The following is a 24,052-nucleotide window of genomic DNA, read 5'->3' on the forward strand; positions in this document are numbered from 1 at the left end:
CGTAGATCAGCTGCCGCCCGGCACATCCGTGGGCATGCCGGGCATCCCCGCCGCCAACTGGGAGACCTGCGGGTCCGTCAGCGCTCCTTGGAAGGCCCAGACGTCCGAGACGGCACCCGGCCAGAACTCGCCCCAGGAGGAGCCGGCCTTGAGCCGGCCCAGTTGCAGGGGCTGTGTGCCCTTGAAGGACAGCACGTTCTCCGCCGTGGAGACCCGGTCGGCGCAGGCAGCGTCGTCCGGGGCACCGTCCTCATCGGTGTCCCCGCACGCCACCTCTTCCAGCTCTCCGTTGACGTAGAGCTTGAGTTCCTTGTCGAACCCGTCGTAGACCAGCGCCAGATGTGTCCAGTCGGTGGGGCCGTGGAACTGGCCGTTGTCGACCTGCGTGACCGGGGCGTCCTTCGTGTCCGCACCAGCCATGGAGAGCCGCCACTGTCCCGGATCCGTTTCCGGGGTCGCACTCGGCGCGTACCGCACCGCGAAGGCGTTCTGCTGTGCTCCGGGCGCGCTGAGCAGCGTCACACCGTTCTTCGGCACGGCCGCCGCTTGCGCCCACGCGGTGACGGTGAAGCTCGCGCTCGTATCCACCGGCACGGTGGAGGTCATGGCGTAGTCGTCGACGCCATCGAGCACCGCGCCGCCGTCGACCCAGCCCGGTCCGATCCTGGCTCCGCTGTGGAGTGTCATGGCGTTGCCCGACGCTGACGCGTCCGGGGTGGTGAGCGGCGTGCCGGACGCCTTCTCGAACGTCCAGCGCCCCTTGACCAGTGCGCGCTGTCTGAAGAGCTGCTGCACCTCACCTGCCGAGACCGGACGGTCGAAGAGCCGGATATCGTCGATGGTGCCCGGGAAGTGGTTGCCGACGTTTCCGTCGTAGGAGCTCGCGCCGATGTACATGGCTCGGTCCGCGTAGAACGCCCCGGCCAGACGGGTGGCCCCCGCCTTCGCGCCGTTGACGTAGAGGGTGAGCGTGTCGGCAACGGTGTCGTGCACGCCGGTCAGGTGCACCCACTCCCCCGCACGCGCCTGGGTACCGTCCGGCTGCATCGCGCGGATGGGGTTCGCGTTCGTGGTGTCGGCGGAGTACTGGTTGACGGCCCACCTGTCGTACGTCTTGGAGTAGTACAGCTCGAAGCCTGGCGCGTGCTCACCGCTCTGGGCCGTGATCACCGCGGTATCGTCCGGCCTCCGGTCGAGCTTGGCCCACGCCGAGACGGTGAAGCTGCGGGAGGAATTGATGTGCGGGGCCCGCTCCTGGCCGACTCTCGCGAAACCGTCACTGCCGTTGAAGTGCGCCGCCTTGCCCGCCGCCCCGGGGATCCCGGTGGTCACGCCGCCCGCGTACGTCGCCGGGATCACTCCACCGTAGCCCTTGACGTCGGTGGCGCCGGGCTCTTCATCAAGGTGGAAGACGGTCACGGCCGGGCGGCCGGGGTCGCCCACGGCCTGCCGGGCATACAGCTTGTCGACCTCGTCCTGCGTGACCGGCTTGTCGAAGATCTGCGTCTCGTCGATGGTGCCGGGGAAGAAGTCCTCCGGCTTCCCCTGGGAGGCGCCCGCGCCGATCTGCAGTCCCCTGCGGGCGTTCCAGCCGATGGTGTGGGAGGCGGAGCCCACCAGCTTGTCGTCGACGAAGAGCTGCAGCTTGCCGTCCGCCCCGTCGTACGTGCCGACGAGATGGGTCCACTCCCCAGCCCGCACCCCACCGGGCGCAGCAGCCATCGCGCGCACCACCGTGGCACCGGGCTTGTCGTCAGCGAAGGTGTTGAACACCCAGCGCTTGTAGGAGGCCGAGTAGTACAGCTCGAAGCCGGCGTTCTCGTTGCCGATCTGCGAGGCCACCATCGCCGTGCGGTCCGGCACCTGCGCGAGCCTCACCCAGGCGGAGACGGAGAACCCCCGGGTGTTGTCCACCACGGACAGGTCGGTGGAGGCGTAGCCGTCCGTGCCGTTCAAGGAGAGACCCTTACCCGCCACGCCTTCTGCCCCGGTCTCGGCGCCGCCGTGCAGGGCGAGCGAGCGTGGTGGTGTGGATCCCTCGGACCGCGTCGCGCCGGCCGGCTCGTCCAGTTGCCAGGTGGCGCGCTCGGGCTGGCCGGCCTTCACCCTGAACTGGTAGGTGCGGATTTCCGATCCGTTGCCCGCCTGGTCGAACGCTTGCGCCGTGACGAAGTTCAGCCCCGGTTTCGCCGGAAGAAGCTTGACCGCCCTGGAGGCTCCCCCGGATGTCGATGTCTGGTTCGCCGACACCGGGTCGCCATTGACCCCCCATCGGTACCTGGTCACATCGGGCGAGGAGGAGTCGAAGGTGAAAGTGCCGTACTGCCCCACACCGTCGAGCCAAGGATCGTCGGGGTCGTCAGGGTCGGACGACGGGTACTCCCCGGAGCCCACCGCGGGTGCCTTGGGCACCGAGGTGTCGCGAACGAAGTAGCAGCCGGTCGCATCCCCCGCGGTGGACCACGGGGAGTACTGGGCACCGTCGTAGGACCGGACGTACCAGTCGACGACTCTGTTCGCCGGGATCGAGGACGGCAGGGGCACCGCGAAGTCCGATCCCGACTTCTTCAACGACGTCGGATCCGGCTTCCACCGGGCGACGGCGCCCTTGCCGTCACCGGTGTCCCAGGCGGCCTGGAACTGGACCGCGACCCTGTCGCCGTCGGGGTCGGTGATGTTGTTCGCGTAGATCTTGCCCAGGGTCCGCACACGCGGCGCGTCTCCGGGCTTCTTGCAGGTGCCTCCGTACTCCATGGTCAGCTGCGACATCCTGACCTGGCCCGGCGGACGGTTGTACTTCACCCGCAGAAACGCATCGTCGGAGAAGCGCTTCCAGCCGTAGCGGTCGCTCTCGCTCGACGCCCTGAGGCCGAACGTCATCGTCGGCCACTTCTTATTGGCGGCATGCTGAACCGCAGACTTCACCGAGAACTCCGCGTCCTTCGCAGAACACCCGTTGAAACCGTGGGCGAACGACTCCGTGGTCAGGTGATCGACCCAGAAATCCGAGGAGTTCTGCGAGTTCCAGGTGGTGGACGACGAGATCCCCTTCGTACGCCACAGCTGCACACCACGTGCGCCGCACGAGGCCGACCAGGTGTTCCGCACCACGAACTCCGCGGACAGCACGGACTTTCCCGCGAACCTCGATGTCGGCACCTGGTAGAAGAGCCGTTTGGTGTCGTCGGGCTTGCAGTAGTACCAACCGCAGTACCCCATGCCGCCGTCGGAGTCCCCGTTGAACTTCCACTGCGGCGAGGAGGCCCAGTACTTCGACGCCATCGTCCACGCCGTCGCCTTCGGCGAATACCACTGCGGATCGATGAACACCGGGTAGACGGTGTCCTTCCCCTTCAGCACACCGGCGTCGGGCCTGAGCACCATCTCGTTCTGCGTGCTGGGGACTTCGACCCCGACAGGGGCCAGCTTGCCCGACTCGCCCGCCCCGGGCTCCTCGTCCTGGGCCCCGGCAACACCACGGTCCGAGGCCTTCATGGGCTCCCGGTCAGCCGGCCGAGCCTTCGAGTCACGCTTGTCCGTGCGTTCCAGTGCGGCAGCTCCTGGGCTGGAGTCCCACATCACCGGCTGCGGCGCCTCGAACACGGTCCCGCCGGCGCCCTTGTCCTTCGCCTCGACGCCACCGGAATCGACCTTGCGGACGTTGAGTCCCTCGGCGTCGAGCTTCAGCCGTAACTCCGCCAGCGCTTTGCTGGAGGCCGCCTCTGCCGACTTCACCACCAACAGCTGTGTGAAGCCGTCCTCCTGCGCTCCCATCCGCAGATCCACACCCGGCAACACATCCCGATACGTGGCGGTGTCCCCCTGGAGCAGAGGAGCCGGCAACGCGGTGGGCCAGGACAGCGCCAGCTTGCGCCCTGCCTTCGTCATGCGGACCAAGGGCTCGTCGCCACCACCGGAGAACGCCAGATCAACCGTCGCGGCCTTCGGGGCCACCATCCCGCCATCGGTGGTGGCCAGGGCAGTATCGATCGGCCTCCACTTACCGTCGACGCGGGTCCGTACCGGCCGTAAGTGCTCTCTGGCCTCCAGCTTCCCGTCAGGAGTGGCGAAGACCTCACTGCTCTCCCCGCGCATGGAGGCGATCTCCACAGCCTCACCGTCCCGCTCGGCGAGAGCCCGCGCCTGCTCTTCGTCAGCGGCCGTCTTCTTGGCGTGTTTGACGGCCGCCTGACGGGGCGGCTCCTGTGCGACAGCGGACTGCACACCGTGCGACGGAAACACCCCCAGCGCCACCGCCGCAGCCAACACCACGCCGGGCACCCGAGCCCGCCGCCAACTCCCCCGAGGCATGCCTGACTCCCCCCACAGGGCCTCCTCAGACCCCATGATTATTTTGTGAACGATTCTGGACGAAATCGTGAAGATTACGCTACGCATCGATTCGCACACCCGTCCAGAATGCAGCGAATGCACATAGAGATACATAAGCCGCAAATACATCACCAGCATGACGTGATGTGCGCCACAACGAACACTGGTGATGCATCAGTACCGTGAACTACGGCAGCCCCATCGGCCGCGGCACGCGCATGGCGGGACGACCACCTGTCGGCAGGGCTGTCCGGACACGTGTCGTGTGCCGTCCACCCATACAGGTGCCGCCGCCGCCCCACACGACGGGCTTGGATCCAGTGGCGACGACGATGTGGTCGCTGGAGAGATGTTCGCGGGTGATGGGTCGAGCGCGGGCAGGCCCGCGCGGCCGATGGGCCCCCCGTGCGGTCCACCGGAGATCGGGCCGGTTCGTCAGTCGTGCGGCTGCTGCCGGGGCCTCCGCTCCCGGGCCTGCTGGTAGAGCCGTCCGGCGCGGTAGGAGGACCGGACCAGCGGTCCGGACAGCACTCCCGCGAAACCGATCTCCTCGGCCTCTTCCCGGAGTTCGACGAACTCCTCGGGACGGACCCACCGGTCCACCGGGTGGTGCCGTGCCGAGGGGCGCAGGTACTGGGTGATGGTGATCAGGTCGCAGCCGGCGGCGTGCAGGTCGGCCAGCGCGGTGGAGATCTCCGACCGGGTCTCCCCCAGGCCCAGGATCAGGTTCGACTTGGTGACCAGGCCGAACTCCCGCGCCGCGGTGAGCACACCGAGCGACCGGTCGTAGCGGAACGCGGGCCGGATCCGTTTGAAGATCCGTGGCACCGTCTCCACGTTGTGGGCCAGGACTTCCGGGCGGGACTCGAAGACCTCGGTCAGCAGCGCGGGGTCACCGCCGAAGTCCGGGATGAGGTTCTCCACCCCGGTGCCCGGGTTCAGCGCGTGGATCTGTCGGACCGTCTCGCCGTACAGCCAGGCGCCGCCGTCGGGCAGGTCGTCGCGGGCCACCCCGGTGATCGTGGCGTACCGCAGCTTCATCGTGGCCACCGACTCCGCGACCCGGCGCGGCTCGTCCCGGTCCAGCGCCTGCGGCCTGCCGGTGTCGATCTGGCAGAAGTCGCAGCGCCGGGTGCACTGATCGCCGCCGATGAGGAAGGTCGCCTCGCGGTCCTCCCAGCACTCGAAGATGTTCGGGCATCCGGCCTCCTGGCACACGGTGTGCAGCCCTTCGGCCTGCACCTGTGCGCGCAGCGCGGTGTACTGCGGCCCCATGCGCACCCGGGTTCTCATCCACTCGGGCTTGCGCTCCACGGGCGTCCGGCTGTTGCGCACCTCCAGCCGCAGCAGCCTGCGGCCGTCGGGCGAGGCGGCGGGGGTGAGGGCATCGCTCATGTCACAGCTCCGGGTACAGCGGGTGGGCGTCGGCGAGCTCTGTCACCGGGGCCCGCAGCTCGGCGGTGAGGGCCGGGTCGAAGTCGGCGAGCCGACGGTCGAGGATCGACATGTCACGCTCCTTCCGTGAGTGCCGCGTAGGCGGTGGCGTCCAGCAGGTCCGGCGTACGGGTGATCCGCATCCGGAACAGCCAGCCGGCCCCGTACGGGTCGGAGTTGACCAGGCCGGGGTCGGTCACGGCGGCTTCGTTGATCTCGAGGACCTCACCGTCCGCGGGAGCGAACAGGTCGCTCACGGACTTGGTCGACTCGATCTCTCCGCACACCTCGCCGGCCGTGATCGTCGTGCCGACGGCGGGCAGGTCGAGGTGGACGACGTCGCCGAGCGCGTCGGAGGCGTGGGCGGTGACACCGACGGTCGACACGTCGCCCTCGCTCGCGATCCACTCGTGGTCGCGGGTGTAGTGCAGGTCGGGGGGCAGGCTCATGAGCTGTTCTCCTGTGGTGGTGATCAAGCGGGTGCGGTGGCGATCCGGCGTAGGCGGTGGTGCATCAGGCGTGTGCGGTGGCAGTCACGCGCAGGTGGCGGGCATCAGGCGCAGGTGGCGATGATCAGGCGCAGGTCGTGGTGATCAGGCCGGGCGGCGGTGGAAAGGCAGCTCGACGACCCGGGCGTGCTCGTGGCCGCCCCGGATGTCGACGAGCACCTCGGTGCCGGGAGCGCTGCGGTCGGTCCGCAGGTAGGCCAGAGCCACGGGGTGGCCGAGGGTGGGCGACAGCGCGCCCGAGGTGACCTCGCCGATGTGCTCCCCGGTGTCCGGGGCGAGGACGGCGCAGCCGGTGCGCGGAGCCCGTCGTCCCGTCGAGGTCAGCCCGACCAGCACGCGGGTCGGGCCCTGGTCACGACGGGCGGCCAGAGCGGCCTCGCCGACGAACCCGCCGGGCTTCCCGAAGGTCACGGCGTGGCCCAGCCCCGCTTCGAACGGCGTGGTGCGGGGCGTGAGTTCCCGTCCGCACGACGGCGTCCCGGCCTCCAGGCGCAGCGTGTAGCGGCAGGCCAGGCCGCAGGCGAGGAGGCCGTGGCCCGTGCCCGCCGCGCTGATGGTCCGCCAGAGGGCCTCGGCGTCCGCGGGGCGGCAGTGGACCCCGAAGCCGTCCTCGCCGATGCCGCCGGCGCCTCCGGTACTGCCGGTGCCGCCGGTACTGCCGGTGCCGCCGGTACTGCCGGTGCCGCCGGTACTGCCAGTACTGCCAGTACCTGCGGTGCGGGCGAGCAACACCTCACGGCCGCCCAGTCGCGCCGGGGTGATGGCGTTGTGCTCCAGCGACACCACATCCCTGTCGGCCACTGCGCCGATGATCGCCTGGGCCGCCGGGCCCTGGACCGCGATCAGGGCCCGGTCTCCGGAGGCGTTCCGGATCGTGGCGGCGTAGCCGTCGACCCGGTCACGCAGCTGGGAGAGCACGACCATCGCGTTTCCGGCGTTGGCCACGATGCGGTAGCGCGTCTCGGCCAGGCGGTGGACGACGAGGTCGTCGAGGACTCCGCCGGTCTCGTGGACCAGCACCGAGGAGCACCCCCGGCCGACAGCGATCCTCGACGGCTGTCCGGTCAGGGCGTGGTCGAGGGCTCGCCCCGCCTCGGGGCCGGACACCTCGGCCTCTCCCAGGTGGGTGAGGTCGAAGAGGCCGGCGGTGGTCCGTACGGCGTGGTGCTCGGCGAGCTCGGAGGTGTAGCGCAGGGGCATGGACCAGCCGCCGCAGTCGGTGAACGTCGCGCCGAGCTCCGTGTGGAGGGCGTGCAGGGGTGTCTTCTTCGCCATGGTGGTTCCTCTTCGGACCGTGAGCCGGTCGGGACAAAACTCGGACCGTCACCGGCCGGGTCGGGACTCGGACGGTGGCCAGCCGGTGCAGGACGCGGACGGTGACCGGCCGGGCACGACGCGGACCGCGACCGGTCAGGTCAGGTCAGGTCAGGTCAGGTCAGGTCAGGTCAGGTCAGGTCAGGACGCGAACGCTTCGGGAGGCGGGCAGGAGCAGACCAGGTTGCGGTCTCCGTGTGCCTGGTCGACCCGGCCGACCGGCGGCCAGTACTTGTCGGGCGTGACGCCCGCGGGGAAGGCCGCCCGCTCGCGCGAATAGGCGCGGGTCCACTCGCCGGCGATCGCGGCGGCGGTGTGCGGCGCCTGCCGCAGCGGGCTGTCCTCCAGGGACCAGACCCCCCGCTCCAGCAGGTCGATCTCCGCACGGATGGCGATCATCGCCGCGCAGAAGCGGTCCAGTTCGGCGAGGTTCTCGCTCTCCGTCGGTTCGACCATCAGCGTGCCGGGGACCGGAAAGCTCATCGTCGGCGCGTGGAAGCCGTGGTCGATGAGCCGCTTGGCGATGTCGTCGACCGTGACTCCCGTGGCGGCGGTGAGCGGGCGTACGTCGAGGATGCACTCGTGCGCGACGAGGCCCGACTCCCCGGCGTAGAGGACGGGGAAGTGGGGTGCGAGGCGGCGGGCCACGTAGTTGGCGCTCAGCACGGCCGTCCGGGTGGCCTCGGCCAGCCCCTCCGCGCCCATCATCCGGATGTAGGCCCACGGGATCGGCAGGATGCCGGCGCTGCCGAACGGTGCGGCGCTCACCGCCCCGATCCCGTCGCGACGCCCGGTTTCGGGGTGCAGCGGGTGGGTGGGCAGGTACGGCGCGAGGTGTGCGGCCACCGCGACCGGGCCGACTCCCGGCCCGCCGCCACCGTGCGGGATGCAGAACGTCTTGTGCAGATTGAGGTGGGACACATCGCCACCGAAATCGCCGGGCCTGGCGACTCCGAGCAGCGCGTTGAGGTTGGCGCCGTCGACGTAGACCTGTCCGCCGTGCTCGTGCACCAGCTCGCAGAGCCGGGTGATGCCGTCCTCGTAGACGCCGTGCGTGGAGGGGTAGGTCACCATGATGGCGGCCAGGTCGTCGGAGTGCCCCGAGCACTTCGCCGCGAGGTCGTCGAGATCGACCGTGCCGTCGGGCCGCGACGCCACCACGACGACGCGCATCCCGGCCATGGCGGCGGAGGCGGCGTTGGTGCCGTGCGCGCTGGCCGGGATCAGGCACACATCGCGTCCGGCCCCGCCGTTGGCCTCGTGGTAGCGGCGGATCGCCAGGAGGCCGGCGAGCTCGCCCTGCGAGCCGGCGTTGGGCTGGACGGAGACCTTGGCGTACCCGGTGACCTCGGCCAGCCATGTCTCCAGCTGTTCGACCAGGGCCAGGTACCCGGCGGCGTCGCTGAGGGGCGCGAAGGGGTGCAGGTCGGCGAAGCCGGGCAGGCTGACCGGCTCCATCTCCGTGGTCGCGTTGAGCTTCATCGTGCAGGACCCGAGCGGGATCATCCCGCGGTCCAGCGCGAAGTCACGGTCGGAGAGCTTGCGCAGATAGCGCAGCATCGCGGTCTCCGAACGGTGCCGGTGGAAGACCGGGTGGGTGAGGAAGGGGGATGTGCGCCGCAGGTCCTCCGGAAGCGCCGTCGGAGCGCCGGCCGCCGGCCGGTCCGGGTCGTCCCCCGCCTCGTCCCCCGCCGCGCCGAAGGCGGCGAACACCCGACGGACGTGGTCCGGGGAGGTGGCCTCGGAGCAGGAGACGCCGACGTGGTCGCCGTCCACCAGCCGCAGCAGCAGCCCCCGGTCGTGCGCGGCCGCGACGACCTCCTCGGCGCGGCCGGGGACCCGTACGAGCAGGGTGTCGAAGAACTCCCGGTGCACCACCGTGATCCCGCTGTCCCGCAGACCCGCGGCGATGCGTGTGGCGTGCCGGTGCGTCCGTCGGGCGATCGAGGTCAGGCCGTCGGGGCCGTGGTACACGGCGTACATCGAGGCGACCACGGCGAGCAGGACCTGCGCCGTGCAGATGTTGGAGGTCGCCTTGTCGCGGCGGATGTGCTGCTCGCGGGTCTGCAGGGCGAGGCGGTACGCCGGCCGTCCGGCGTTGTCCACGGACACGCCCACGAGCCGGCCGGGCAGGTGGCGTTCGAGCCCTCCGCGGACCGCGATGCAGCCCGCGTGCGGCCCGCCGTAGAACAGCGGGACACCGAACCGCTGGGACGAGCCCACGACGATGTCGGCGCCGAACTCCCCCGGCGGCACGAGCAGCGTGAGCGCCAGCAGGTCGGCGGCCACCGTGACCAGCGCCCCGCGCTCCCGTGCCGCGGCGGTCACCCGGCGCAGGTCGCGGACGGCTCCCGAGCAGCCGGGGTAGGACAGCACCACTCCGAAGAAGTCGTCCTCCGGCAGCGGTTCGGCGACGTCGATCTCGACGACCTCGACGCCGACCGCGGCCGCACGGGTGCGCAGGACGTCGAGGGTCTGCGGCAGGGTGTCGCGGTCGACCAGGACGCGGGGGCGGCCCTTGCGGGCGACGCGGCGCATGACCGTGACGGCCTCGGCGACCGCCGTGCCCTCGTCGAGCAGCGACGCGTTGGCGGTCGGCAGTCCGGTGAGGTCTCCGACCATGGTCTGGAAGTTGATCAGTGCTTCGAGCCGGCCCTGGCTGATCTCCGGCTGGTACGGCGTGTAAGCGGTGTACCACGACGGGTCCTCCAGCACGTTGCGCCGGATCACGGCGGGTGTGGTGGTCGCGTGGTAGCCCAGTCCGTTCATCGGGACGGCCACGGTGTTCCGGCCCGCGAGCTCCTGCAGTTCGGAGCGGGCCTCGGCCTCGGTGGCGGCGGGGGGCAGGTTCAGGCCGGACGGGCTCCGGATGCCGCTCGGGACGGCGGCGTCGATGAGGGCGGCGAGCGTCGGGTAGCCGACTTCGGACAGCATGGCGGCGCGGTCGGCGTCGTCGACACCGATGTGACGGGTGGCGAACGCACCCGACGCGGAGGACTCGGGAAAGGTCATGGTGGGAGGCTCCCTGTGGGGGCACCGCGATCGCGGTGCCGGGGACGGGTGGCCTCCCCGCTCTGTCATCGGTACCTGAGAGCTTCACCACCGGGTCCGGCGGTTTGCACCGTGGGCGCAGGACATGACGTCCTGTCTTTCCAGAGTCGCCTGGCCGAAGCGGTAGTGGGGCCTGAGAGATTCTGGGGAGAGTTGCTCCTTCGGCGCCTCGCCAAGGGTGGGCGAGGGCTCTCCCGCTTCGGTTCGAACAGCGCGATGTGGAGTTGTCGGGCCCGGCGGTGAGGCCGGGGGTACAGCGGCCTTCGGCGCCACGTCGTGGGACGACGTGAGCTCTCCCGCGCAGAATCGTCAGCGGTGTATGCGGTTGTCGGGTCTTTCGGGAGGCAACGTACGGGCACCGGAACACCGCCGTCAAGAGTCTGCTCGGTGGACGCTCCCGTAACGGCATCTGCCCAGGACGGGCACTCTGAGCTGCACAAACGCTGCTCGGCACGGGCGAGCGCCGGACTACTCGCAAGTAGTGTCCAGCGTTCGGCCGGATCCGTGACGCGGCACCGACCGCGAGCGCCGTTCCCGGCACAGGGGAGCGACGCTCGCCCCGGTGCCGGTCGAGGGGAACGGCACGTGCTCCCGGTCCGGTCGAGGGGAACGGCGCTCGCTTCCAGTGCCGGTCGGAGCGGCGCTCGCCCCCGGTGCGGTTGCCCCCGCACGGCCGGCCTCGCCCGGCGGAGCCGTCGGCTCCGCCGGGCGACGCGAGGGTCGCTACGCCGTCGGCCCGGCGCAGATCCGCTGGAGCTCCCCGGCGGCCCACCGCACGGACGTGTCGTCGTCCTCCAGCAGCGGCAGCAGGACGGGCAGTGCCTCCTGAACCGCCGCGCGCTGCGCCCGGCCCCGGTCGCCCCGGGCGTCCGGGAGGTCGGCGATATCGGCGATGAGGAGCAGCAGGGTCCCGCGGGCCCGGTTGGCCGGGTCGGTCATGAGCTCGACCAGGAACGGTACGGCGGGGGCGGCCGCCGTCAGGGAGCCGTCCTTGGACACGATCAGCCGGTACAGGTCGTGGACGGCCTGCTTGGCCGTGGCCTCGTCATCGGAGCCGATCCGGACGATCAGGTCGGACACGCCGTTCTCGTCGGCCGGCCCGCGCGCGGTCCAGAAGGAGCTCCAGTCGATCTCGTCGAGCTGCTCCCGCATCTTCCGCGTCGGCCAGAGCCGGTCCAGGTCCAGCCGCAGCACGGCGGTGCCGTCCGGGCCGGTCACCCGCAGCAGGCCGTCGGCGTCCAGGGCCAGGCCCTGGATCCCGGTGCCGAGCCGCAGATCCGCGACGACGTCGGTGTAGAGGTCCCACACGCGGACCAGGCCGTCCGCCCACGCGGCCGCCACCGCCGGGCCGGTGCCGGGCTTCCCGGCGGCGACCGCCGTGACCGCCGTCCGCCTGCGGTCGAACGGGCTCCGCCGCGGGGCCTTGTCCGTCAGCCAGAAGCGGAGGACGCCGTTCGAGTCGCCGCTGACCACCACGCGCCGGCCGCTGTCCATCCGTACGCAGCCGGCCCCGGTCACCGGCGCGCGGTGCAGGGCACGGCTCTCGGCCTCGGACGGCGCCTCACCATCCGTCGCCCAGAGGTGGATCGCTCCGTCACGATCCCCCGCGACGACCGTGGTCCCGTCCTGATCGGCCGTCACCACCGTACGGCCGGTCACCTCGTCGAGGCCGGTCACGCGGGGAACGGCGGGCTCCTCCGGCGCGGCGCCCGCCGACACCACCGTCCACCGTCCCCGGTCGTCGGTGTCCCCGGCCGCGAGTGCCACCGGGCGAAGGTCCTCCAGGGGCGCCGGCACCTCGCTGGGCCCCTTGATGTCCCCGTCCTCGTACGGGACTCCCAGGGTGTCGGCGACCTGGACCAGCGCCTCGCGCGTGCGTCCGTGGATCACGATCGCGAAGTCCGCGCCCGGGCCCCGGCCGTGGCGGATCAGCGCGTCCGGTCCGCCGTACGACAGCGCGTCGGTGCCCATCTCCTGCCACGGCAGCAGTCCCAGCTCCCGGTAGGACGCGCGGAGCCGCTCGACGATCGCCGCGTCGTCCTCCACCACCGTGCGGTGGATCCGCAGGCTCCAGCCGAAGTTCCCCGGCATCCGCTCCATGGCCAGCTGGAGGAAGAACTCCGAGAGGGAGCGGGACTGCACCACCCAGCCGTCACCGGTGCTGACGAAGACCCGCGGATCCGGCCGGCCGGCCTCCGCGGCGAGGTAACCCCACTGATTGCAGTACTGGTACTCGGACATGAAGACGCAGACCCGCAGGTCCTCGTCCGCGCCGAGATGCGGGGTGTCGTCCGGAAGCTCGTCCCCGGCGATGCTCGGCGGCCACTGGGTGTGCGTCCAGTACAGCCGCGGCCGGAAGGCGAAGGAGTTGACCGGCGAGTCCCACCACTCGCCGAGCGCCTCCGGTATGGGAAGGTCCTCGTCGATCCCGTACTCCGAGTTCTCCCCGCCCCAGCGGGAATGCGGCGGCTCACCCCCCGGATCCTCGTAGCCCCACTCACGCTGAACCTCGTCCAGCAACGCCCAGCGCGACCGCTTCTCCTGCAGCCGCTCGGCGAACCGCCCGTAGTCAATGATCTCTGCCACGCAGGGCATCGTACGGTTTTCGGCCAAGTCCGGTTGTCGTCGGTCCGGTTGCGTCGCAGTCCGCGCGCGTTCCGGCCCCTCGGCCGCCCTCGCCGCGCACCACGCCCGGGATCGCCGGCCCCGGGCACCGGCCGCACCGCACATCGCGCATCAGCGCACGTGTGTCATTGCACGTGTGTCAGCGCATGTGTGTCACAGACCGCCCTGTCGGGGCGGACCGTGGTCGCGGTCCGCCCCGACACGGCATCCGGACGGCCTGTGGGAGCCCGGCCTACTGCGCGGCCTTCCAGGTCAGCTCTCGCTGGAAGCCGTGACGCCAGCCACGGGTGTGCACGGCGTCCTTACGGGGTGTGTCCGTATCCGTCGCCTTGGCATCGACGTCCTGCCCGCTGTCGAGGTAGGACTGCAGAGCCGAGGCGTGCCAATCCTCCTCTTTGCCCCACGAGAAGTACTGCTCATCACGGCCCCAGAGATCGTGGTTCTGCATCACCACCGGCCCACCGTTACCGCCCTCGTAGGCCATGACCTTGCCGATGGCCGGGTTGTAGAGGGCGAATTTGTCATTGCCACCCACCTGGAACCACTGGCAGCCCGCATCGGCATGGGCATCGTCCTTGAGCCATACGGAGTTGTTCGCGTCGCTCGCGCAGAGGTTGTAGCCGGGGAAGGCGCCACTCGCGACGTACTCCTGGTCTCTGGTGTTCCAGGTGAGTTCCATCTGGTCGCCATGGCGCCAGCCGCGGGTGTGGAGCGGACCGGTACGGGGCGTGTCGCTGCCGGTGGCCTTGGCGTCGATGTTCTGTCCCGGGTCGAGGTAGGACCGCAGAGCCGAGGCGCCCCAATCCTCCTCTTTGCCCCACGAGAAGTACTGCTGATCGCGGCCGCGAGGATCGTAGTCCTGCATCACCAGGGGCCCGCCGTTACCGCCCTCGTAGGCCATGACCTGGTCCTTGCCCAGGTTGTACAGCACGAAGTGATCGTTGCCCACGGGGTATTTCATCCACTGGCAGTACCCCTGGTCGGCCTCCGGGCCACGCAGCCACACCGAGTTGTCCGCCGCGCTCGCGCACAGCATCTGCTGCTTCCAGCGCCCGCTCGTCAGCATTTCCGGCACTCCGGCAGCTGCCCTCAGGTTCCTTCCGAACGAGACGGGTTGGTGATCGGATATCGGACCGCCCAGTTGGGCGGCGCGGTAGGCCGGGGTGAAGTCGTTGGTCACCATGTAGTCCAACTCGCCACCGTTGCGGTGCGTCGAACGACCGGAGTTGACCACGCGAACGGTGTTGCCCGGCCACGCGGGGTCGCTGACGAGCGCAGCCGGCGACCGGTTGAAGTCAGCGAGCAGGGCCCACGAGTCCACTCCGGCCATTTCCGTTCTGACCGCAGCCACGATGTTCGCCGCGTCATTTCTGTCATAGGCCCCTGCGTGTGCGGTCCAGAACACCGATCCGTCGCCCAGTTCCACGCCGAACATCGGCCTGCTTCCGGGATTCCCCCGCGCGTCGCGCTGGGGCGGCAGGATGTGGACCTCGTCGACCTCTTCGCGCGTCACCATGGCGAGGTTGACCCGGTTCCCGTTGGGGTCGGTCAGCATGTGGTAGATGTAATAGCCGCCGGTACGATTGGTTCCGGGCCACTGGTATTCGACGACCTGGTAGGCGACCCCGTTCGACCAGCTGGTGAACGTGCGCCGCCGGTTGGCCAGAGCGCTGCGGGGAACGGCGCCGGCTTCCTGAAGAGCCACCACGTCGGCCCCCTGCATGGTGAACAACTGCCTGAGCTGGTTCGTCCAGTTGCTCTCCCCACCACTCGTGGCACCCTGCATGTTCCAGGTCACCGCGGTGTGGTCCCGCACCGCCGCATCGGCGGGTGCGACCGGCACGGCCAGCCACGTCGCCACCATCAGGGTCACCAATACCAGTGCCCTGCTGCCACGTCTCCATCGTCCGATCGAGCGCGGCGGGATACCGCCTGATTGATCCGACACTCAGACCTCTCTCCGGGTCAGCGAAATCTCCCTGCCCGGAGGTGTTTTCGCCGGGCAGGCATGTGCACGCACGTAGCATTTCCTGCATGACGAAGCATCGATCCGGGAGCCCCGGAAGCGGGAATCCCGACTCGTCCAAAGAATTCCGGCTCGTCCAAGGAATCCGAACGCGCGGTTCCCTCGACTCCGCCGACTGCGATACCGGCGCCCCCGGGACATGCCTCATGCAATGAGCGCCCCTGCGGGAATGACATGTCCCCTCGCCGCACAGGACGCCGCAAACGGTCAGGAGGCCGCGAATCATCCGCCGCCCCTCCCCTCACGACAAGAGGGGCACGGAGAAATCCGGACACCGAGGCGACTCACCGGAGCTGCTTCCTGACGACTCAACGTCCCTGACATCCACCCCGGAGTGGGGAGAATTCCGGCCAACACACCATTTCTACGGAGGGCCGTGACGGTCGGACATGATGTGACTGCAGTCCGGCACCCCAACTGTGTCCGAAAATCGGACACAGTTGGGGTGCCGGACTGGACGGAAAGAGGGACGGGCGGCACCCGCCCGTCCCCCTCCCGCGCGCGCTACCGCCGCGCGGTCAGCACCGCGCCGGGACCCACGTACTGGGAGCCCGTGGCGGGGCGGTAGCCGACGACGTCGACGGTCCGGCCCGATGCCGAGACGGCGCTCGCCGCCAGCGGCTCGGCGCCGTCGGCGGGCAGCTTCATCGACACCCACTTCCGGCCGGTGTAGCGGAGCGCGGCACTGGTCTCCTCCGTCTTCTCCTCCAGGACGACGGGCTCCCCGCGGCTGACCGTGACCGATCCGAGCCGCCCGGTCCCGTTCGGCAGCGGGACTTCGGTCCACTTCCTGCCGTTGTAGTGCAGCGCCAGCGCCTTCCAGGACTTGTCCGGCGCCTGGATCTCCCCCACGGCCCACAGCTGCCCGCCCGGCCCGGCGACGACGTCCTTCAGCCCTGCGCGCGCGGCACCGACGCCGGGAACGGCGACCTTGCTCCAGCGTGTGCCGTCGTAGTGCAGCAGCACCGGCTTGCCCGACTCGAAGAAGCCCGTGCTGCCCACGGCCTACACATCGTCGGCGGCGAGAGCGGCGACGCTCGACAGCTGCCACCAGAGGTCCCTGTCCCCCGCGGTGACGTCCGGCAGCTTCTGCGCCTTCCAGCGGGTGCCGTCCCAGTGCTGAACTGTTCCGACGATGCTGGAGCGGCCTCCGGCGCGTACCTGTGCATACCCCGCTGCCCAGGCATCGCCGGGAGCGCGGGTGTCGACGGAGAGCAACCCGCCGCCCTCGGCCCCCCGCGGCACCGGAGCGACAGCGGACTTCCACGCCCTGCCGTTCCAGCGCTGGGTCACCACACCACGGGACTGCTCGGTGTAGTCACCGACCAGCATGGCGTTGCGCGGCGACGAGGCATCGACGTCGTTGAACCGGACATCGCCCCGGGGCACGGGCGCCGTCTTCACCCGCTTCCAGCCGGGGCCCTTGCGCTCGTCGCGCTCCCACAGGGCGGGCACGAGCTCGAGGTCGTCCCCGCTGCCCACGAACCGCGCCCCCGCCACCCATGTGGTCCGTGCGTCGGGCCGCGTGGTGGCGATGAGCGGGGCGTCGCCCCGGGTCACCCTCGACTCGCTCCACCCGGAGGCCTGCGGTGCGGCCGCGGACGGAGTGGACTCGGCCGCGGAGCCGGCGGCCCACGCCGGTATCGCGCTCGTGGTCAGCGTCAGCGCGGCACACGCCACCATCGCACCGCGGAGACCGCGGGTACGGATCAAGCTGTTCACGTTGTTGCCTTTCCCGTAGACGTCAGCGGACGGGCCCTGCGCTCTCGGGGGCGCTGCGGCTCGACCGCTCCGCCATTCCAGCGGCTGTACGGTTGTTCAGCAGCCCTCCTCCGAAGCACGGAACAATCACGAAAGGCGCTGGTCGCCGACGGTGCGACGGGGAGCGGGGCTCCACACGGGGGACAACAGAGGGGGAACGGTGGGCCGCCGAGAGAGGCCGGTGGACCCGAGCGCGGGTCCGGTTCAGCGCTTCGCCCACGAGCTGCGCAAGCTGCGTCAGGAGGTCGGAGGCCCGACCTATCGCACGATGGCGCAGCAGGCGCGGTATTCGGTGACGGCGCTGTCCCAGGCGGCGGCGGGCGAGCAGTTGCCCTCGCTGTCGGTGGCGCTGGCGTATGCCGAGGCCTGCGGCGGGGACCGGGCGGAGTGGGAGGCGCGCTGGCGGGAGGCCGCGGCGGAGGCGGCGGAGGCGGCGGCCGTGGAGCGGGCCGGGGACGACACCGCCGACCCGCCCTATCGGGGCCTGGCCCGCTTCGAACCGGGGGACCACGGACGCTTCTTCGGCCGGGACGGGCTCGTCGCCGACATCGTGGAGCTGGCGCGGAGCAACCGGTTCAGCGCCGTCTTCGGCCCCTCCGGAAGCGGCAAGTCCTCACTGCTGCGGGCGGGCCTGATCCCCGCGCTCCGGAACGCCGGCAGCGGCGGCGGTGACCCGTCGGCGCCGCCGCCCGCCGTCGTCCGGGTCCTGACGCCGGGTGAGCACCCCGCCCGCACTCATCGCGCGGCGCTGATCCCGAAAGCGGGGGACGGCGACACCTGGTTGATCATCGATCAGTTCGAGGAAACGTTCACGCTCTGCCGGGACCCGGCGGAGCGGCGGGAGTTCCTCGACGCGCTGCTCGCCGCGGGCGCACCGGAGAGCCGGCTGCGCGTCGTCGTCGCCGTGCGGGCCGACTTCTTCGGCCGGTGCGCCGAACACCGCGGGCTGGCCGCCGCACTGGGCGGCGCCACGCTGCTCGTCGGCCCGATGGGACCGGCCGAGCTGCGCGAGGCGATCGTGAAGCCGGCCGCCGCGGCGGGCCTGATCGTGGAGCGGTCGCTGACCGCCCGGATCGTGGCCGAGGTCGCCGACGAACCGGGCGGCCTGCCGCTGATGTCCCACGCCCTGCTGGAGACCTGGCGACGGCGGCGCGGACGGGCGCTGACGGAGGAGGCGTACGAGTCCGTGGGCGGGGTCCACGGCGCGATCGCCGCCACCGCGGAGCGGGTCCACGGCGAACTGTCCGCGCGCCAAGCGGAGCTGGCCCGCCGGATCCTGCTGCGGCTGATCACCCCGGGCGAGGGCGCACCGGACACCAGGCGCCCGACGGACCGGGCGGAGCTGGCAGCGGACGGGACACCCGGGGACGCCTCGGACGACACCTCGGTGGTGCTGGAGCGCCTGGTCCGGGCCCGCCTGGTGACCGTCGACGACGGGGTGGTGGACCTCGCCCACGAAGCGCTGATCACCGCCTGGCCGCGACTGCGGGGCTGGATCGAGGAGGACCGCGGACGGCTGCGCGTCCACCGGAGACTGACGGAGGCCGCGAAGGCGTGGCAGGGGCTGCACCGGGATCCGGGCGCGCTGTACCGCGGGACGCGGCTGGCGGAGGCGGAGGAGGCGTTCGGCACGGACGGGGAACGGGCCGCCCTCACCTCCCTGGAGCGGGCGTTCCTCACCGCGAGCAGCGGCGGGCGCCGACGCGAGCGCCGCCGGGTCCGCGCCGTGGTGGGCACGCTGTCCCTGCTGCTGGTCCTGGCGATGGTCGCGGGAGTGGCGGCCTGGCAGCAGAACCGCGAGGGTGACCGGCGCCGCGCGGAGGCCACCTCCCGCCGCGTCGCGTCGACCGCGGAGACCCTGCGCTCCACCGACCCGGTGACGGCGCTGCGGCTGAGCGTCGCCGCATGGCGGATCAGCCACACCGACGAAGCACGCGCGGCGCTGCTGGGGGCGGTGACGCAGCAGGATCAGGACTCCTTCACCGTGCCCGGCGCGAACGCCGATGGTGACACGTACGTCAGCGCGGACGGGCGGACGCTGGTGCGGGTCGCGGACGGACGGGCACAGCGCTGGGATGTGCCCGGCCACCGCCGGACCGGCACACTCCGGCTGACCCGCGGGGAGGAAGTGGTCGACCTGTCCCCGGACGGGCGGCGGCTATTGGTGACGGCAGGCGGTCGGGTGACGGTCCGTGACCTCGACACGGGGAAACCGGTGGGCGCGCGCCCGGTCCCCGTCCCCGAGGACTCGAATGTCGTGTTCGCCCCGAGCGGGCGCACGGTGCTCGTCGACGGCGACCATGCGGTCCGGCTGTGGGATGTGCGCCGCGGACGCTCGGTGTTCCAGCGCGAAGGCGAGGACGTCTACCAGCCGGTCGTCAGTCCGGACGACCGGCTCATGACGCTGTGCGTGGGGCACTCCCTGGAGCTCTGGGACATCGCCGCGCGGCGCCGGGTGCGCCCGCCCGGCTCGGCCACGCTGTCGCGCGCCGTCTGCGGTACCGGCAAGAGCCCCGACAGCGGCAAGGCGTGGGAGTTCGATCCGCGAGGCCGCAGACTGGCCGTCGGCAGCGAGAAGCCGGCCGTCCGGGACCTGACGTCCGGGAGGACGGTACGGATCCCCTACGACGGCGACACGCTGGACGGCGTCCGGTTCAGCCGCGACGGACGGTTCGTCTCCACGGTGGGCGACCAGCGGATCACGCTGTGGCGGATCTCCGCGGACTCCGCCGAAGAGGTCTACTCGCACCGGCTGGCCAGCGACTTCGCACTGGGCCACTGGCTCGATCCGGAGCGGGGCGTGATCCGGTACCAGGAGGGGGTCAGCGACGGCAGCGGCAGCGTGCGGACGCTGTTCCTGCGCGACGCCACCGCCCTCCCCCGGCGCCGGGAACCGGCCCGGAAGGCCGCGTTCAGCCCCGACGGGCGGCTGGTCGTCACCGCCCGCCGCGACGGGGAGCGGATGCGGTTCGAGGCGCGGCCCACCCACGGCGGCCGGGCGGTCCCGCTGCCGCCGGTCGACTGCGGAAGGCCCGACCGGCGGCTGCGGAAGAGCGAACAGTGCTGGGCACACCTGGCGTTCAGCCTCGACGGGCGGACCCTTGCCTATGGAGTCGGCGCGCAGCAGACGCGCCCGGAGGACGAGGGAGGGACCAGGGCACGCCCGGAGCGGATCACGGTGTGGGACCTGCGGGAACACCGCAAGCGGGCGGAGCTGGTACTCGCGGCGGACGACAAGGAGTGGGAGAGCGCCGAGACCATCGCACTGAGCCCGGACGGCTCCTCCCTCTTCGCCCTCCGCCGGGGCGCCGGAGCACTGGAGAAGTGGGACGCGCAGCGCCGCACCAAGGTGGCGCAGCATACCGAGGAGTCCCTGAGCGGAATGGGCTCCTGGTCAGCGCTTCCGACCGGCGCCATGGCGGTGCGCCCCGACGGCCGTCAGCTGGCCACCACGCAAGGGAGCGGCTTCGCCCTGCCCTCGGCCCGCCGGGCCCCGCACACCACCGGGCAACTGAACGCCCGGGCGCTCGCCTACAGCCCCGACGGCGAACGGCTCGCCCTGGGCGGCGCCTCCGGCCGGGTGAGCGTGTACGACGGCGACGGGGCGCGTCACCTGGGTTCGCTCGCCGGAATGTCCTCGGGCCGGCCCCGGAAGGGGGAGCCCGTGTCCGCCCTCACCTACTCGCACGACGGCAGGACGCTGGCCGTGGCGGGCACGAACGGCACGGTCCAGCTGTGGGACGCCGCCTCGGGCCGCCCGCTGGGGACCACGCTCACCACCGCCGCCGACCCCGTCCTGGCGCTCGCGTTCAGCCACGACGACCGGACCCTGCTCGTGGCCGGGACCCGCACCCCCCTCCGGGCCTACCCCGTCGACCCCGCCCGCACCACCGCCGCCGTCTGCGAACGCGCGGGCGACGGCCTGTCACGCGCCGACTGGTCCACGCACATCCGGGAGGTCCCGTACCGCGACATCTGCTGACCGGGGGGGGTGCGGGGCCGTTTCGCCGGATCACCAACCCGCAGGCGATCAGCGCACCGAGTACGTGTACGTGAGCAGCGCTACCGGCATCGCGGCGCACAGGACGAGACAGATCCTCCAGGCGGGAACGCCGAAGAAGCGGGTGCCCTCGCCGTCTGTGCACACCTCGCCATCATCAAGCACGATGGTCCGTTCGGTCCTGATCTTCATGTCTGCCTCCGGCGGATCATGGCGGCGGCGAGGAGTAAAAGGCCGGCCACCGGCGCCACGACCATACAGCCGCTCGTCTGCCCGTTGCCCTGGTCTCCGCCCGGCCCCGCCTTCTTCCGGCCGCGCTTCTCGGCTTTGTCCTCGTACTCGCTGTAGGTGCTCACGGCGCCTCCGCTGTCATCGGGGTGAGAGCCCCCGGTGTGTCGGGGGCAGGTGTGGTGTGGGGGCGGGCCGCCGACGGAGGGGGAACGCCGCCGGCGACCCGGTCAGATGCGGCGCCGCTCGTAGACGGGGCAGCCGCTCAGAATGGGGTCGAACGGTCGAAGCCTGTAGATGCGCATGCAGTCCGGGCAGGCGTACTGGATCGCGCCGGGCCCGCTGCCCGTCTCGATGAGGGCGATCAGCGTCGGCTGATCCGTTCGCCCGGTGCACCAGGTGCACCACTGCTTGGCGCTCATCCCTGCTCTCGTCCTTGAGCGAGGAGCCACCGGCACTCGTGCGCCAGGGTGGTGACCTGGATATGCGCGGAGAGCGGGCGCTCGTCGAGCTGCTGCTCCAGCAGATCCCGGAGCCGGTCAAGCCGGGAGCGGCCGTTGTACCAAGCAAGGCTGCCGTGCCAGAGCCGGTCGACGGCGGCCTCCGCCGCGGGGTAGAGGTACGCGATGTACCCCCGGAAGAGCCCGTTCAGCTCGGTCAGCTCGGCCATGACGAGACGGCCGGTGCCGGAGTTGAGGGCCCGCTCGATCGTGTCCTCGACGTCCTGCTGCGCCGGTGGCCGGTCGGCTGCCTCGTCGGCCGGGGGCGGGGTGGTGGCGCGGCTCATCCGAACGCCTCCGCGGGCAGCTGTGGGCCGTGGTCGGCGAGAGCGGCAGCAAGGGTTGCGGGGTCGGTCAGCAGGCCGGAGCCGTCGGGCGCCTGCAACCAGTAGGGGCCCGGCGGCTCGGTGCGCTCCGGGGCCGGGACGGCGAGGTAGCAGAGCTCTCCGAAGCACTCGGTCCCGTCGACCTGCCACGTGGCGGAAGTACCGCGGGGGACGAGGACGTAGGCGATGCGGCCGTACGAGTCGTGGATGACGGGGCCGGTGATGTCGTCTCGCTGGGTGATGCGAATTCCGTCGTCGGCGCCCAAGCGCACGGCGTCCCACTTCTGTCCGACGGGGAGGAGGGCGACCTGCATGGTGTCCCACCATCGGTCGGCGTGGACGGGGTCCGGGTCGGCCGCGGCGAGCCAGCGGCGCGCGGCCTCGGTGTTGGTAGCGGACACAGGTGATCCCCTCACACTCCGGTTGCGTTCTGTGAGGGGATCCTGTCGCGCTGTGAAGGGGTTCGAGTGGACAGCTTTGTCCAGGGGAGAACTGGCGCATATTGCTTGACTGGTGACTGAGCGTCAGCTATGCGCCCATCCACCGGGCCATGCCCGCGAGGCTCTCCTCCGAGTGCCGGTCCAGCCGCACCAACGTGGCCACGGTCTCCCGCGCCTGCGGCCGGAAACGCGTGTGCCCCGGGGCGATACGCCGCGCCTCTTGGAGCGAAGCGAACGAGCCGTGCCGGTCGCCCTCGGCGAGCTGCACCGCCGCAAGATCAATCCAGTGGTGCGACGCGCGCTCACCGACCGTCCCCGCCGGCGGCGTCCACAGCCCCCGGCCCTCGTCGCGGCCCCACTCGCCGACCCGCGCCAGCGCTTCCTCCGTCGCCCCGATCTCCAGCAGCGCCGCTACCTCGTGGATCCGGATGTTGGTCGGGCCGAAGCTGGTCTCGTACTCCAGCACGTCCAGGTCACCCGCCATGCGGGCCACCTCGCGGGTCTCGTCCAGCAGCGTCCGCACCGCCGCGTGGTCCCCGGCCCGCGCCTCCACGATGGCGAGCTTCAAGAGGAGTCCACCATCGACAGCCAGAGCGGACGCGGTGTAGCAGCCCTCCGACTGCAGTCGCCCCAGCTCGGCCCGCAACCCCAGCAGCTTCCTCCGGGCCCCGTCCATCGCGCCCTGCCGGAGCATCGCCCCGGCAACGAGGTACCCGGCGGTGACCTGCATCAGCGGGTCACCGGACCGGTCGGCCGCCCAACGCACCCGGTCCAACGCCGTGTTCGACAGGTCGTGATGCCCCAGCTTGTGGGCGAGAGAGTTCACAGCACGGTAGACCCGGGCGAGATCCCAGTAGGCGCGGCGCTGGTCCCGGCCGGTGGCGCCGAGTGCGACGTGCGTCAGCTCGGTGACGAGCGACGGGAGCAGCGGCCCCATCTCGGCGTAGGCGGCGTCCCGACGCAGGGCGGAGACCTGGTCGACCTCGGCAGTGAGGACAGGCAGGGCGCGCGGGGTGACGTCGAGGTCGTCGGGGCTGTCGTAGGTGAGGAGGACGCGACGGAGGTCCGGGATGATCGTCTGTGCCCGCTCCTGGCCTTCGGCCTCGCCGTAGTCGGGCAGGCCGTCGAGCACCTCGATGCCGACGTGGAGTGCGCGGGCCAGATCCAGCAGGATACGGCGGCTCGCGCGCCGGGCTCCGGACTCGATCTTGAGCAGGTAGTTCGAGCTGACGTGCACTCTGTCGGCGAGCTGCTGGGCGGAGAGCTGTCGCATGTGACGGGTCGTGCGGATCCGCTGGCCCGTGGTCGTGCCGGTCGTCATGCTGCCCCCATCGGGTGGTGTATGGGGTGCCAGAGTACGGGCGCCGGTGTGGCTGCGCCCAGATCTGCCGGCCGGTGCCCGGGCATGACGAAATGGCCCTGGTCATCCACCACGGGGCGGACGACCGGGGCCGGGTCGAGGGGCCGGAGCCGGTAGATGCGCATGCAGTCCGGGCAGGCGTATGC

The 24,052-nt window shown here is 71.2% G+C and carries 16 protein-coding genes and 2 riboswitches; of the genes, 1 reads left to right on the plus strand and 15 read right to left on the minus strand.

Features of this window, described 5'->3' with window-relative positions:
* Positions 1–6: 6 nt before the first annotated feature.
* From ABT112_RS25210 to ABT112_RS25250, 9 genes are all read right to left on the minus strand, one after another.
* Positions 7–4,095 (minus strand): LamG-like jellyroll fold domain-containing protein, encoded by a 4,089-nt coding sequence (locus ABT112_RS25210; protein ID WP_351513249.1) that lies wholly within the window; start codon positions 4,093–4,095, stop codon positions 7–9.
* Positions 4,096–4,767: 672 nt separating this feature from the next.
* Complete coding sequence (gene lipA, locus ABT112_RS25215; protein WP_351513206.1) at positions 4,768–5,727, minus strand: lipoyl synthase; 960 nt, start codon at positions 5,725–5,727, stop codon at positions 4,768–4,770.
* Between the two features lie 113 nt (positions 5,728–5,840).
* Entirely contained in the window at positions 5,841–6,215 is a 375-nt protein-coding gene (gcvH, locus tag ABT112_RS25220; protein ID WP_351513208.1) for a glycine cleavage system protein GcvH, read from the minus strand.
* 144 nt (positions 6,216–6,359) lie between these two features.
* Positions 6,360–7,550 (minus strand): glycine cleavage T C-terminal barrel domain-containing protein, encoded by a 1,191-nt coding sequence (locus ABT112_RS25225; protein ID WP_351513210.1) that lies wholly within the window; start codon positions 7,548–7,550, stop codon positions 6,360–6,362.
* Positions 7,551–7,730: 180 nt separating this feature from the next.
* Positions 7,731–10,601 (minus strand): aminomethyl-transferring glycine dehydrogenase, encoded by a 2,871-nt coding sequence (gcvP, locus tag ABT112_RS25230; RefSeq protein WP_351513212.1) that lies wholly within the window; start codon positions 10,599–10,601, stop codon positions 7,731–7,733.
* A 52-nt stretch (positions 10,602–10,653) separates the two neighbouring features.
* A riboswitch (glycine riboswitch) is annotated at positions 10,654–10,751 on the minus strand.
* Positions 10,752–10,847: riboswitch (glycine riboswitch) on the minus strand.
* A gap of 516 nt (positions 10,848–11,363) precedes the next feature.
* Positions 11,364–13,226 (minus strand): WD40 repeat domain-containing protein, encoded by a 1,863-nt coding sequence (locus tag ABT112_RS25235; protein ID WP_351513214.1) that lies wholly within the window; start codon positions 13,224–13,226, stop codon positions 11,364–11,366.
* 271 nt (positions 13,227–13,497) lie between these two features.
* Positions 13,498–15,129, minus strand: coding sequence for an endonuclease/exonuclease/phosphatase family protein (locus tag ABT112_RS25240; RefSeq protein ID WP_351513250.1), 1,632 nt, complete (start codon positions 15,127–15,129; stop codon positions 13,498–13,500).
* A 666-nt stretch (positions 15,130–15,795) separates the two neighbouring features.
* Complete coding sequence (locus ABT112_RS25245; RefSeq protein WP_351513216.1) at positions 15,796–16,293, minus strand: hypothetical protein; 498 nt, start codon at positions 16,291–16,293, stop codon at positions 15,796–15,798.
* Positions 16,294–16,296: 3 nt separating this feature from the next.
* On the minus strand, positions 16,297–17,013 hold the full coding sequence (locus tag ABT112_RS25250; protein ID WP_351513218.1) for a hypothetical protein: 717 nt from the start codon (positions 17,011–17,013) through the stop codon (positions 16,297–16,299).
* 220 nt (positions 17,014–17,233) lie between these two features.
* On the opposite strand from ABT112_RS25250, the gene ABT112_RS25255 reads away from it, so the two are divergent.
* On the plus strand, positions 17,234–21,034 hold the full coding sequence (locus tag ABT112_RS25255; protein WP_351513220.1) for an nSTAND1 domain-containing NTPase: 3,801 nt from the start codon (positions 17,234–17,236) through the stop codon (positions 21,032–21,034).
* 48 nt (positions 21,035–21,082) lie between these two features.
* On the opposite strand, the gene ABT112_RS25260 is transcribed toward ABT112_RS25255, so the two are convergent.
* The 6 genes from ABT112_RS25260 to ABT112_RS25285 form a co-directional block, all read right to left on the minus strand.
* Positions 21,083–21,244 (minus strand): hypothetical protein, encoded by a 162-nt coding sequence (locus ABT112_RS25260; protein ID WP_351513221.1) that lies wholly within the window; start codon positions 21,242–21,244, stop codon positions 21,083–21,085.
* Complete coding sequence (locus tag ABT112_RS25265) at positions 21,241–21,408, minus strand: hypothetical protein (RefSeq protein ID WP_351513223.1); 168 nt, start codon at positions 21,406–21,408, stop codon at positions 21,241–21,243. The genes ABT112_RS25260 and ABT112_RS25265 overlap by 4 nt, the downstream gene beginning before the upstream one ends.
* Positions 21,409–21,510: 102 nt before the next feature.
* On the minus strand, positions 21,511–21,702 hold the full coding sequence (locus ABT112_RS25270; protein WP_351513225.1) for a hypothetical protein: 192 nt from the start codon (positions 21,700–21,702) through the stop codon (positions 21,511–21,513).
* Positions 21,699–22,067 carry a DUF6415 family natural product biosynthesis protein gene (locus tag ABT112_RS25275; RefSeq protein ID WP_351513227.1) on the minus strand — a complete coding sequence of 123 codons (369 nt, stop codon included), beginning with the start codon at positions 22,065–22,067 and terminating at the stop codon, positions 21,699–21,701. The genes ABT112_RS25270 and ABT112_RS25275 overlap by 4 nt, the downstream gene beginning before the upstream one ends.
* The gene (locus ABT112_RS25280) at positions 22,064–22,507 is read right to left on the minus strand and encodes a hypothetical protein (protein ID WP_351513229.1); all 444 of its coding nucleotides are present in this window, start codon (positions 22,505–22,507) and stop codon (positions 22,064–22,066) included. Before ABT112_RS25280 ends, ABT112_RS25275 begins: the two co-directional genes overlap by 4 nt.
* Before the next feature lie 127 nt (positions 22,508–22,634).
* Complete coding sequence (locus ABT112_RS25285; protein WP_351513231.1) at positions 22,635–23,867, minus strand: helix-turn-helix domain-containing protein; 1,233 nt, start codon at positions 23,865–23,867, stop codon at positions 22,635–22,637.
* Positions 23,868–24,052 lie beyond the last annotated feature (185 nt).

This window comes from Streptomyces sp. NPDC002055 (assembly GCF_040296705.1).
Classification (GTDB): Bacteria; Actinomycetota; Actinomycetes; order Streptomycetales; family Streptomycetaceae; genus Streptomyces.